Consider the following 12,664-nt stretch of genomic DNA (forward strand, 5'->3'; position numbering starts at 1 on the left):
GTCAGGCCATCCGTTTCAGTTTGGGATCGAGTGCGTCGCGCAGCCCGTCGCCGAGCAGATTGATCGCGAGCACCGAGATCAGGATGGAAAGACCCGGCATCGTGACGATCCACCAGGCGCTGTCGATATAGTCGCGCGCCGAGGCCAGCATCGCGCCCCACTCCGCCGACGGCGGCTGCACGCCAAGGCCGAGAAAGCCGAGTGCCGCAGCGTCAAGAATCGCCGACGAAAAGCCCAACGTGGCCTGCACGATCAGCGGTGCCGTGCAATTCGGCAGCACTTGCGAGAACATCAGACGCAAGGTACTGGCACCCGCCACGCGCGAAGCCGTCACATATTCCTTCTGCAATTCGCCTTGTGCCGACGCGCGCGTCAAACGCACATAACCCGGCAACGCGACGATCGCAATCGCCAGCATCGTATTGACGAGACCCGGGCCGATGATCGCGACCACCGCAACCGCCAGCAGCAGCGACGGCAACGCGAGCAGCACGTCCATGATGCGCATGATCGGCGTATCGGCCCACTTCTCAAAGAAGGCCGCGATCAGCCCGAGCACGATGCCCGGAATCAGCGCGAGCACCACCGAGACGAAGCCGATCCAGAACGACAACCGCGCGCCATACATCAGCCGCGAGAGGATGTCGCGGCCCGCTTCGTCGGTACCGAGAATGAACTTCCAGTTGCCGCCGTCGAGCCAGGCGGGCGGGATTTTCACGGAATCGCGGTACTGCTCGATCGGGCTATGCGGCGCAATCAACGGCGCGAAGATCGCAATGAAGACCAGCGCCAGCACGATGATGCCGGCGCCGACCGCGCCACGGTTACGCGAGAAATTCGCCCAGAATTCGCGGGCGGCGATGGCGCGGCCGCTGGGCGGCGTCACCGACTGGGGGACTGTATTTTGAATGTCTGCCATGGCTAGTTACCTCGTATGCCGAATGCGCGGATTCAACACGCCGTACAACAGATCGACGACGAGGTTCACAACGATCACTAGCGTAGCGATCATCAGGATACCGCCCTGCACCACCGGGTAGTCGCGCCGGCCGATCGCGTCGATCAGCCACTTGCCGATACCCGGCCACGAAAACAGCGTCTCGGTCAGCACGGCACCGGCCAGCAGCGTACCGACCTGCAAGCCGATTACGGTCACGACCGGAATCAGCGCATTACGCAACGCATGCACGACGATCACGCGGCCAGGCGACAAGCCCTTCGCACGTGCAGTGCGGATGTAATCCTCGCGCAGCACTTCCAGCATCGACGAACGCGTCATCCGCGCGACGACTGCCAGCGGAATCGTGCCGAGCACAATGGCCGGCAGGATCAGATGGCTGAGCGCGGATTTGAACGCGCCTTCGTCAGTGGACATCAGCGCGTCGATCAGCATGAAGCCGGTCACGTGCGGAATGTCGTATTCGACCGCAATGCGGCCCGACACCGGCGTCCAGCCGAGGTCCACGGAAAAAAACATGATGAGAATCAAGCCCCACCAGAAGATCGGCATCGAGTAGCCGGTTAGCGCCGTGCCCATCACACCGTGATCGACCACCGTGCCGCGCCTGAGGGCCGCGAACACGCCCGCCGGAAGGCCGACGATCAGCGCGAACATCATCGCGCAGAACGACAGTTCGATGGTAGCGGGGAAACGTGCGAGGAATTCGCCCATCACGCTGGTATTGGTGATGATCGAGGTGCCGAGGTCGCCGTGCGCGGCGCGGCCGATGTAGTGAACGTATTGCATCGGCAAGGACTCGTCGAGCCCCAGGCGGTGCATCGCGGCGGCATGCATGGCCGGATCGACGCCGCGCTCGCCCATCATCACTTCGATGGGGTCGCCCGGTATGAGGTGAATCAGCGCAAACGCGAGGATCGTGATGCCGATGAAGGTCGGTATCACCATGCCGATGCGGCGCAAAACAAAGCGGAACATGGTTCGTCCCTATGGTCTTGATGAAGAAAAAACGCAACCGGCGACGAGGGCTTGTGACCCCGGCCGCCGGACCATTTCGACCAGTTTTCTAACCGTGCGAAAAGCTACTGCGTAAGCTTGACTGTATTACTTTTACTTGACGCTGACGCCGTCGAAGCGCGCATAACCGAGCGGCTCGATACGCATGTCGACCACCTTCTTGCTGACAGGCTGGTACACGGTCGAGTGAGCGATCGGCGAGAACGGCAGTTGCTGAGCGAAGATCTGCTGCGCCTGCATGTACGCCGTCGTGCGTGCGCCCTGATCGGACGTGACGCGACCCTTCTGGATCAGATCGTCGAACGGCTTGTAGCACCACTTCGAGAAGTTGTTGCCGTTGATCGCTTCGCAGCCGAGCAGCGTGCCGAGCCAGTTGTCCGGATCGCCGTTGTCGCCGGTCCAGCCGATCAGCATCGTGTCGTCTTCACCCGCGTGAGCGCGCTTGATGTACTCGCCCCATTCATAGGTGACGATCTTCGCCTTGACGCCGATCTTGGCCCAGTCGGCCTGGATCATTTCCGCCATCAAACGGGCGTTCGGGTTGTACGCGCGTTGCACCGGCATGGCCCACAGCGTGATGTCGAAGCCATTCGGGTAACCCGCTTTCGCCAGCAGAGCCTTGGCCTTGTCCGTATCGAAGGACGCGCCCTTCAGGTTCTTGTCGTACGACCATTGGGTCGGCGGCATCGGGTTCGTTGCGGCCTGGCCTGCGCCCTGGTACACCGACTCGATGATCGCCTTCTTGTTGATCGCCATGTCGAGCGCCTGACGCACTTCGAGCTTGTCGACCGGCTTGTGCGTCACGTTGTACGCGAGGTAGCCGAGGTTGAAGCCCGGTTGCGACGGCATATCGATGTTCGCTTCAGCCTTCAGCGGCGCAATGTCGGCCGGACGCGGATAGCTCATCACCTGGCATTCGTCGCGCTTGATCTTCTGCACGCGCACGCCGGCGTCCGGCGTGATCGAGAAGATCAGCTTCGAAATCTTCACTGCGTTCGGCTTCCAGTAATCCGGATTGCCGTCGAAGCGGATCGTCGCGTCCTTCGTGTAGCTGCGGAAGATGAACGGGCCCGTGCCGACCGGGTACTGGTTGATGTCGGCGGCCTTGCCCGCCTTCATCAACTGGTCACCGTATTCACCCGACAGGATCGACGCGTATTCCATCGCCAGATTCTGGATGAACGGTGCGTTGACTTCCTTCAGCGTGAACTTGACCGTGTACGGATCGACCTTTTCGACGCCGGTGATCAGCTTGTCGAGGCCCATGTCGGTGAAGTACGGGAATTGGACCGGGTACGCCTTATGGAATGCCGAGTTCGGGTCCAGCATGCGCTGGAACGTGAACACGACGTCATCCGCATTGAATTCGCGCGTCGGCTTGAAGAACGACGTGGTCTGGAACTTCACGCCATGACGCAGGTGGAACGTATACGTCTTGCCGTCGGCGGAGACTTCCCACTTTTCGGCGAGGCCCGGTTCGACCTTGGTGCCGCCGCGCTCGAATTCGACGAGGCGGTTGTAGACAGTGAACGTGTTAGCCGTGAAATCGGTGCCCGTGGTGTATTGGGCCGGATCGAAACCCGCGGGACTGCCTTCTGAGCAGTAAACCAGGGTTTTATTCGGAATCTCGGCACGCGCGACACTTGCGCCCACCATCGATGCCGCTGCAGCTGCGACGAGCGTCGTAACACGCGCGGCGCGCAACAGATTGTTTTGCTTCATGTTTCCTCCAGGTTCGGGGCTGGCTTCCGCCAGCGTAGCGCGATATTACTTGAGCTTGGCTCACCGCAACAAGCGGAGGAAAATACCCCCGTTGACGATCGGAAACAGTTGAGGCATAAGGGCGGCCGCGCGCCGGCGCTGGCCGGAACGCGCGGCGCGAGAAGTGGGCTCAGCAAAAAGCGGCCCATGGGGCATTGCCGGCGGCTATTTCAGGCCAACGCCCATGAATTGCGTCGGACCGAACGGGTCGATCTTGAAGCCCGTGACGTCTTTGCTGATCGGTTGATAGACTGTGGAGTGGGCGATCGGCGTGAACGGAACCTGCTGCTTGAAGATTTCCTGTGCTTCCACATAGTCCTTGGTTCGCTCGGCGAGATCGGTGGTGCCGCGGCCTTTCCTGATCAGGTCGTCGAAAGGTTTGTAGCACCATTTGGAAAAGTTGCTGCCCTTTACCGCATCGCAGCCAAGCAACACGCCAAGCCAATTGTCAGGATCGCCGTAGTCCCCCGTCCAGCCGATCAGGATCGCCTCGTGTTCACCGGCATGGGCGCGGCGGATGTACTCGCCCCACTCGTACGTGGCGATCGTCGTCTTGACGCCGATCTTCGCCCAGTCGGCCTGCAGCATTTCGGCCATCAGCCTCGCGTTCGGGTTGTAGGGCCGTTGTACCGGCATGGCCCACAGGGTAAGGTCAAAGCCGTCCGGGTAACCGGCCTCCTTCAGCAACGCCTTGGCCTTATCAATGTCATACGGCGCATCTTTCAGATTCTTGTCGTAGCCCCATTGGGTCGGCGGCATGGGATTCGTCGCGATTTGCCCGGCGCCCTGATACACCGACTCGATGATCGCTTTCTTATTGATCGACATATCCAGCGCGCGTCGCACCAGCACGTTGTCGAGCGGTTTTTTCGTTGTGTTGTACCCGAGAATGCCCAGATTGAAACCAACCTCGCTCGGTAACGCCAGCGACGAGTCTGCCTTGATCTGCGGAATATCCGCTGGACGCGGATAGCTCATCACCTGACATTCGCCACGTTTCAGTTTCTGCAGCCGCACCGCGGGATCCAGCGTAATCGAGAAGAGGAGCTTGCCGAGCTTCACGATGCCCGGTTTCCAGTAATCAGGATTGCCGTCGAAGCGGATCGAGTCGTCCTTGGTATAGCTTCGGAAAATGAACGGCCCGGTGCCGACCGGGTATTGGTTGATATCGGCGGCTTTGCCGGCTTTCAGCAATTGATCCGTGTATTCCGCCGACAAAATCGACGCGAACGGCATCGCGATCTGCTGCAGGAACGGTGCATCGACATCTTTTAGCGTGAAACGCACCGTGTACGGATCGAGTTTCTCGACCTTGGCGATGTTCTTCGCCAGTCCGAGGTCGACGAAGTAGGGAAACGGGACCGGGTATGCCTTACGGAACGGCTGGTCGGGATCCAGCATCCGCTCGTAAGTAAAGACAACGTCGTCAGCATTGAATTCACGGGTCGGCTTGAAGAACGAGGTGGTCTGAAACTTCACGCCGTGCCGCAGGTAGAACGTGTATTGCAGGCCGTCCTGCGACACATCCCACTTCTCGGCGAGGCCCGGCTCGATATCAGTACTGCCGCGCGCGAACTCGACAAGGCGGTTATAGACCGTGTACGAAGCGGCGGTGAATTCGACGCTGGTGGTGTACTGCGCGGAATCGAAACCCGCCGGACTGCCTTCGGAGCAGAACACGAGGGTTTTGTCAGGCAAGGTGGCCGCGTTGGCAGCAGCGGGCGCGAGGCCGGCAGCCAGGACCGCGCAGGCGCTCAAGACTGGCAGGCAGGTATGGCGAACTGCAAACAGCAATCGGGATACTGTCATCATGTTCTCCGCACGGCAGCCACGTCAGCTGCGTATCGATCATAGGCAGCAGAAAAATCGGGTTCAATGCGGGCTTACACGGCGAAGGAAACGCCTGGTGGCGTGTTTTGTTGCGTCGCAGCAACGATCTAGGACAGATTCGCGGGCAAAGTTTCCCTTGGGAGATAGCCGCGCGAGATTGCCCGTCCGAAAAAAAACCGCGCGGCTCGAGTAGCCGCGCGGTTCTTTACAACGGTGCTGAGGCCGCTCGGGCCTTAAGCGCCCAGCCGTTCGCAGATCGCCTTGGTCGCCGCTGCGCCGTTGAGCGTGTAGAAGTGCAGGCCCGGCACCTTCGCGTCGATGAGACGCCCGCACAGGTCAGTCACCACATCCAGCCCGAACGCGCGAATCGACTCGCGGTCGTCACCGAAGCTTTCCAGGCGGCGTGCAACCCAGCGCGGCACTTCCGCGCCGCACATCTCCGAGAAGCGCATCAGCTGCGAGTAGTTCGTGATCGGCATGATGCCCGGCACGATCGGCACGTCGACGCCGAGTTTCCGCGCGTCGTCGACGAAACGGAAATACGCATCCGCGTTGAAGAAATACTGCGTGATCGCCGAATTGGCGCCGGCCTTCACCTTGTGAGCGAAGTTTTCCAGATCGTGACGCGGCGAGCGCGACTGCGGGTGGTACTCCGGGTAGCCGGCCACCTCGATCCAGAACCAGTCGCCGAACTCGGCGCGGATAAAGCTCACCAGTTCCGACGCATAACGCAGCTCGCCGACTGCGCCCATGCCGGACGGCAGATCGCCGCGCAGCGCGACGATATGGCGGATGCCATGGGCGCGGTACTCGTTGAGGATCGCGCGCAGGCTCTCTTTCGACGAGCCGATGCACGACACGTGCGGCGCCGCTTCGAGCCCTTCCTTCGCCATATCGACGACGGTATCGAGCGTGCCCTGTTGCGTCGAGCCGCCGGCGCCGAACGTGACGGACACGAATTTGGGCTTGAGCGACGCGAGTTGCGCGCGGGTGGCGCGCAGCTTGTCGACGCCTTCCTGCGTTTTCGGCGGAAAGAATTCGAATGAAAGTTCGATCGGGTTCATGATTCAGTAGCTCAACCGATGCTGCGGTTGCCGAAAATCAGCGCGGACAGCAGCCACGAAACGATGCTGTACAGAATCGAGCCGAAGAACGCCGACCAGAAACCCGACACTTCAAAACCCTTCAGCAGCGACGCGCACAGCCAGAAGCACAGCGCATTGACCACCAGGATGAAGAGTCCGAGCGTGACGATCGTGACGGGCAGCGTCAACAGGATCAGCACCGGCCGCAGAATCGTATTGATCAAGCCGAGCACCACCGCGACAATCAAAGCGGTTCCGAAGCTGCGGATATGAATCGACGGTACGAGGTAGGTGATGATCAGAAGCGCAAGCGCGTTGATCAGCCAGGTCAGCAGCACGGTCATGTAGAGCTCCTTTTGGGCAGGATGTCCGGTTGAACGGAAAGGGGCGGGCATGGCGAACAAAGCGGCGCTTTGCGCGCCGCCCTGTTATCAGACTGTCATGCTTTAAAACCGCCCGCGTGCTTAATCTTACTTAGCAGCGTGACTTAGTAGCGGTAATGGTTCGGCTTGAACGGACCGTTCTTGTCGACGCTGATGTAGTTTGCCTGATAGTCCGACAAGACCGTCAGTTCGGCACCGATACGGCCAAGATGCAGACGCGCGACCTTTTCATCAAGGTGTTTCGGCAACACGTAGACCTTGTTTTCGTACTTGTCGCCGTGCACGAACAGTTCGATCTGCGCGATCGTCTGGTTCGTGAACGATGCCGACATCACGAACGACGGATGCCCCGTCGCGCAACCCAGATTCACCAGACGCCCTTCAGCCAGCAGGATGACGCGCTTGCCGTCCGGGAAAATGATGTGGTCGACTTGCGGCTTGATGTTTTCCCACTGGTACTGGCGCGTCGATGCCACGTCGATTTCCGAATCGAAGTGACCGATGTTGCAGACGATCGCGTTGTTGCGCATGGCAGCCATATGATCGTGGCCGATCACGTGGAAGTTGCCCGTTGCCGTCACGAAAATGTCGGCCTTGTCGGCGGCATATTCCATCGTCACCACGCGATAACCTTCCATCGCTGCCTGCAACGCGCAGATCGGATCGATTTCCGTGACCCACACCGTGGCGCCCAGACCGCGCAGCGATTGCGCGCAACCCTTGCCCACATCGCCGTAACCGGCCACGACCGCGATCTTGCCCGCGATCATCACGTCGGTTGCACGCTTGATGCCGTCGACCAACGATTCACGGCAGCCATACAGGTTGTCGAATTTCGACTTCGTCACCGAATCGTTCACGTTGATGGCCGGGAACGGCAGGCGCCCTTCCTTTTCCATCTGATACAGACGATGCACGCCGGTCGTGGTTTCTTCGGTCACGCCCTTGATGTGCGCGAGGCGTGTCGAGTACCACACCGGATCCGCATCCAGATGCTTGGCAATCGACTTGTACAGCGCCACTTCTTCTTCGTTTTCCGGCTTCGAGATCACCGAACGGTCTTTCTCGGCCTTCGAACCGAGGATCAGCAGCAACGTGGCGTCGCCGCCGTCGTCGAGGATCATGTTGGCGAATTCGCCATTCGGCCATTCGAAAATGCGGTGCGAGAATTCCCAGTATTCGTCGAGCGATTCGCCCTTGAACGCGAACACCGGCACGCCGCCTTCCGCAATCGCGGCGGCTGCATGATCCTGCGTCGAGAAGATATTGCACGATGCCCAGCGAACATCTGCGCCGAGTGCCGTCAAGGTTTCGATCAGCACGCCGGTTTGAATCGTCATGTGCAGCGAACCCGCAATGCGCGCGCCCTTCAACGGCTGCGAGCTCTTGTATTCCTCGCGCGTCTGCATGAGGCCGGGCATTTCGGTTTCGGCGATGTTCAGTTCCTTGCGGCCCCAGGCTGCAAGCGACATATCGGCGACGAGAAAATCTTGCTTTGAATCGAGAACAGCGGCGTTCATCACGCCCTCCTTTCTAAGAAATTGACTAGAAATTTGACGTGAGCGCGGTTCGATGCGGTGGATAGGAATGCGCAATGCGCGTCCTGGCCCTCCGATTGAAGCCTCCGAGCCTGGCGGGCGGCCAGCGAATATGCTGATTCGCGGTACCCGTCGCAACGCTCCTCGAAGACGAACCGCGATTGTAGCAAATCGAGATGGCTTCGGGGCGTGAAGGAACTGGCGGGGTTGGCGCTTTTTGTGGCGCCTGGAATCTACGCAGCGTGATTCGGGAGGGCAGAAGCGGCGGGCTCGGCAGCGACGCTTGCCGCGCGTAATTGCTCGATGCCCGCGCGCGCGGTTTCGAGAAACTGCCTCGAAAACCGGAATGCATCCGCCACGTCGGCGGGATCCGGTGTCTGCAAGCCCAGTGCGACGCGGAAATAACGTTCGGCGTGAATGCCCGTGTGGTAATGCATGCGTACGCGCTTCACGTCGTCCAGACGCCGGTTGCCGAAAATGTCCCGCAGGGCCCACGAAAACGCGCCGTCTTCGCCGCCGATACGGCGGAACGCGTCGTCCATCGGAAAGCCCCCGAGTGCGGCATACACCGCGCGGCGGATGGTCAGACTGCTCGGCACTGTATTGCTGAGTGTTGCGGCGTGCCGCGCGAAGTCACGATGACTCGTGAGATCGGCCGGAAAATCCACGTAGTCGACGTCGAGCCGCACCGACACTTCCTTCGTGTTCTGCGTGAGGAACGCGCTCGCGGCGGCCAGGGCGCCGGGCAGGTATTCGTCGTCGGCATCGAGGAAAGCAAGCAGATCATGCGACGCATGCATCGCGCCCCAGTTGCGCGCTCGAGCCGGGCCACCGTTGTACGGCATCTGCAGCAGGCACACGCGCGGATCGAGCTGCCCGTAATGTGCGACCAGGTCGGCGGATGCATCGGTCGAGCCGTCATCCACCACGATGATCTGCGCCGCTTCCGGCTGAATCAGGCAGCTCTGGAGCGCACGGGCGAGCGTTGCCGCGCCGTCGTAGCAGGGAATGATGATCGAAATGGGCGTCATGGATGGGTACAGGCGCTGCGGGCCAACAGTAGAGAACCGCCGATGTTATCCCGCTTCCGGCGGCGGCCATCCTGGAAAGGCGGCGCGCGCGGCCGCGCCGAACAACGCGCAGCGCGCGAACGGCGCCGATACCCCGCGGGTCATCACCCCGCACCGAAACATAAATATAATGACTTACAATCAGAAAAATCATTCCAAATTGGAATTCTGGAGCCTGAGATCGTGGAACTACGTGCGCTGCGGTATTTCGTCGAAGTAGTCCGTCAACAGAGCTTCACTGTCGCCGCCGAGCAGATGTTCGTCACACAGCCGACCATCAGCAAGATGGTCAAGTCGCTGGAAGACGAAATCGGCTCACCGCTGCTGCTGCGCGACGGGCGCCAGATGGTGCTGACCGACGCCGGCCGGATCGTCTACCAGCGCGGTCAGGACGTGCTGGCCGCACATGCGCAGTTGCAGGCCGAGCTGAACGATCTCGACACGCTCGGCCGCGGCGAACTGACCATCGGAATTCCGCCGATGGGCGGCTCGCTGTTCACGCCCGCCATTGCCGCCTTTCGCCAGCGCTACCCGAAAATCGAACTGAAGCTGTTCGAGCAGGGTTCGCGCGCGATCGAAACCGCGTTGATCCATGGCGAACTGGAGTTAGGTGGCGTACTGCAACCGGTTGACCCGGAAAACATCGAAGTGCTGCCGATGACACGCCAATTGCTCTGGCTGGTCGCGCGCACCGGCTCGCGCTGGGACGATCTGCACGAAGTGCCGCTCGCCGAACTCGCCAACGAGCCATTCGTGTTCTATGGCGAGAGTCTCGCGCTCAACGATGTCGTGCTGAATGCGTGCCGCACCGCGGGTTTTGCCCCGACCATCGTGGGGCGCAGCGGGCATTGGGATTTCATGGCGGCGCTGGTACTGGCCGGCGTCGGCATCGCGCTGTTGCCGGCACCGTATTGCCGGCGGCTCGATGCGGCGCAGTTCACCTGCCGCCCCGTGGTGGAACCGGAAATTCCGTGGGAAATGGCGATCGGCTGGCGCCGTAACGGCTATCTGTCGCACGCGGCGCGCGCGTGGCTGGAGGTGGCTCGCGAGGCGCTGCCGGGCCAGGCCGGCGACGATTTCATGCTGGGGCCGGGCATCGGCATGACCGGCATCACGGCGCCTGTTCAGACACCGCCGCCGCAAACGCAGTCAGCGCAAACACGGCCACCGCAAACGCGGCCGGCCAAATGACAACATGCCGCCCGGCGCGAGCCGGGCGGCATGTTTTTCAGGCGCGCCTCAACGGCTTACCTTAATCCTTCACCAAACGCCGTCATTACGGCTGCGCGACAAACTCGATGCGACGGTTGGCAAAGCGGCCGCTCGCCGTGTCGTTGCTCGCGACCGGACGCGCGTCGCCGTAACCTTGCGCGACCAGCGAATCAGCCGGCACACCCGTCTTCACGAGATACGCGCGAACCGCTTCGGCGCGCTTCTTCGACAGTTGCAGATTGGCTTGTGCGCCGCCGACATTATCGGAATAGCCGGCCACTTCGAGCTTGGCCGTCTTGCCGTTGCGTACGCACGCGTTCAGCACTTGCGCCGACTGGTTCAGATCTTCCAGCGCCGAGGCCGGCACGCGAGCGCTGGCGCTCGTGAAGTTGATCACCTGCAGATTCAGCACCTTGACCACGTCCGATGCCGCGCACGAGCTGTCCGGCGTGAGCAGGTTCTTGATCGCGCCGCGGAAGTTCTCGGTTGCATTGGCGACCGCCTGTTCGACGTTGAACGAACCGATCTGATACGACGCGCCGAACAATGACTTGAGTTTGTCGAGCCAGCCGAGCTTCGCGTTCGCCGCGCTGCCGCTCAGTTCGATGTGCGCGCCGTCCACTTTCACTTCCGCGCCCGGCAACGCCATCAGCGGCAGCAGGCCGTCCAGATGGGCGAGCCAGTCAGCCGGCTTGGTATCCTGATCGACGGTGATGTTCGCGACGAAACGGTCAGCGCCGAAGCGCTTCGTCAGCGCGTCGATCAGTTGGGCCTTTTCGGCTTCGCTGCCGACCGTCGCGGTGAGCGTCGGCTTACCGGCGGTGTCGACCGTGAAGCTGAGCTGGCTGTCTTTGGTCGGCGCGGGCGCGGCGGCAGGTTGCTGCGCTTCGCTTGCGGCGGCGGCGCTGGCCGCAGGTGTCGACGCCGCGACATCGCTGGCCGGTGCTACGGCGGCCGAAGCCTCAGCCGGTGCGGACGCGGGCTGCACAACTGCCGCGGCTTCCGTGCCACTGCGCTCGCTGCTTTGCTCGCCTTGTTGCTCATTATGGCAGCCGCGCAGGAACAGGAAGGCCAGCACCGCGGCGATCGCCGCGAGCAGCCACCACAGCCACTTGCGCGAACGGCGCTCTTCGCGCACCACCGCGTCGGCAGGCACGCGGACGCTCGACAGGGCCTCGGCCACCGGCTTGGCAGCAGGCGTCGGATGGTCGATGTGCGCTGAGACAGCTTTCAGCTGCGACAAAATATTGCCAGTAAACGCGCCGAGTCCGCTCAGGCCAAGGCCGGCCATCAGACGGTCGTTCAGGTACGGTGCGATGGCAGGCAGTTGATGGCCCAGCAATGTCGGCAGTTGGCCGACGTTGCCCTGACCTTCGAGAAAATGCCGCTTCAGCAGGCCCAGCAGCGTTGCGCCGACGATACCCGTCATGGCGTGCGTCGCATGCGCCGGCACGCCGGTTTGAGTGGCGACTTCGTCGCTGAGCGTATCGACACGGCGATCGAGCGCGCGCTCGAGCAAGTGACGCCCCACACCTTCCAATTGGCTCACGCCGGTGGTGCTGCCGAGCAGCTGCGGCAACTGCTCGGCGATGTGCCCGTTCACCTCAGACGAGACGATTGTTGCGAACAGCGAGCGCGCGCCGTCGAGCGTCGCGCCCTTCTGCATCAGGCCCGCGACTAGCGCGGGGCCGGTTGTTGCAAGCACCTTCTGAGTCGCGTCCGGCGGCAGCCCGAAGCGGGCTGCCAGCTGTCGCACGACACTGTCCGTCAACGCGGACTGAACCAGCTGAATCACATTGATACTCATCGC

At 61.6% G+C, this 12,664-nt stretch carries 10 protein-coding genes and 1 riboswitch; of the genes, 1 reads left to right on the top strand and 9 read right to left on the bottom strand.

The window, feature by feature from the left end; translation table 11 throughout:
* Position 1: 1 nt before the first annotated feature.
* The 8 genes from KHO31_RS25660 to KHO31_RS25695 all read right to left on the bottom strand — a co-directional run bounded on the left by KHO31_RS25660 (position 2) and on the right by KHO31_RS25695 (position 9,603).
* Complete coding sequence (locus KHO31_RS25660) at positions 2-919, bottom strand: ABC transporter permease subunit (RefSeq protein ID WP_201071256.1); 918 nt, start codon at positions 917-919, stop codon at positions 2-4.
* A gap of 6 nt (positions 920-925) precedes the next feature.
* Positions 926-1,936, bottom strand: coding sequence for an ABC transporter permease subunit (locus tag KHO31_RS25665; protein ID WP_201071259.1), 1,011 nt, complete (start codon positions 1,934-1,936; stop codon positions 926-928).
* Between the two features lie 132 nt (positions 1,937-2,068).
* The gene (locus KHO31_RS25670; RefSeq protein ID WP_201085818.1) at positions 2,069-3,697 is read right to left on the bottom strand and encodes an ABC transporter substrate-binding protein; all 1,629 of its coding nucleotides are present in this window, start codon (positions 3,695-3,697) and stop codon (positions 2,069-2,071) included.
* Positions 3,698-3,901: 204 nt separating this feature from the next.
* Entirely contained in the window at positions 3,902-5,545 is a 1,644-nt protein-coding gene (locus tag KHO31_RS25675) for an ABC transporter substrate-binding protein (RefSeq protein ID WP_201071264.1), read from the bottom strand.
* Between the two features lie 254 nt (positions 5,546-5,799).
* On the bottom strand, positions 5,800-6,630 hold the full coding sequence (metF, locus tag KHO31_RS25680; protein ID WP_201071266.1) for a methylenetetrahydrofolate reductase [NAD(P)H]: 831 nt from the start codon (positions 6,628-6,630) through the stop codon (positions 5,800-5,802).
* An 11-nt stretch (positions 6,631-6,641) separates the two neighbouring features.
* Entirely contained in the window at positions 6,642-6,995 is a 354-nt protein-coding gene (locus tag KHO31_RS25685) for a phage holin family protein (protein ID WP_028198543.1), read from the bottom strand.
* Between the two features lie 143 nt (positions 6,996-7,138).
* Positions 7,139-8,554, bottom strand: coding sequence for an adenosylhomocysteinase (gene ahcY / locus KHO31_RS25690; protein WP_120302799.1), 1,416 nt, complete (start codon positions 8,552-8,554; stop codon positions 7,139-7,141).
* A 33-nt stretch (positions 8,555-8,587) separates the two neighbouring features.
* Positions 8,588-8,724, bottom strand: a riboswitch (S-adenosyl-L-homocysteine riboswitch).
* Positions 8,725-8,805: 81 nt separating this feature from the next.
* The gene (locus KHO31_RS25695; RefSeq protein ID WP_201138735.1) at positions 8,806-9,603 is read right to left on the bottom strand and encodes a glycosyltransferase family 2 protein; all 798 of its coding nucleotides are present in this window, start codon (positions 9,601-9,603) and stop codon (positions 8,806-8,808) included.
* Between the two features lie 222 nt (positions 9,604-9,825).
* Here KHO31_RS25695 and KHO31_RS25700 point away from each other — a divergent pair, with 222 nt between their 5' ends.
* Positions 9,826-10,833, top strand: a complete 1,008-nt coding sequence (locus tag KHO31_RS25700) for a LysR family transcriptional regulator (RefSeq protein WP_201121994.1) — start codon at positions 9,826-9,828, stop codon at positions 10,831-10,833.
* 85 nt (positions 10,834-10,918) lie between these two features.
* On the opposite strand, the gene KHO31_RS25705 is transcribed toward KHO31_RS25700, so the two are convergent.
* Positions 10,919-12,661, bottom strand: coding sequence for an OmpA family protein (locus KHO31_RS25705; protein ID WP_211624388.1), 1,743 nt, complete (start codon positions 12,659-12,661; stop codon positions 10,919-10,921).
* Between the last annotated feature and the right edge of the window lie 3 nt (positions 12,662-12,664).

This window comes from Paraburkholderia domus (assembly GCF_905220705.1).
In the GTDB taxonomy this organism is placed as follows: Bacteria; Pseudomonadota; Gammaproteobacteria; order Burkholderiales; family Burkholderiaceae; genus Paraburkholderia; species Paraburkholderia domus.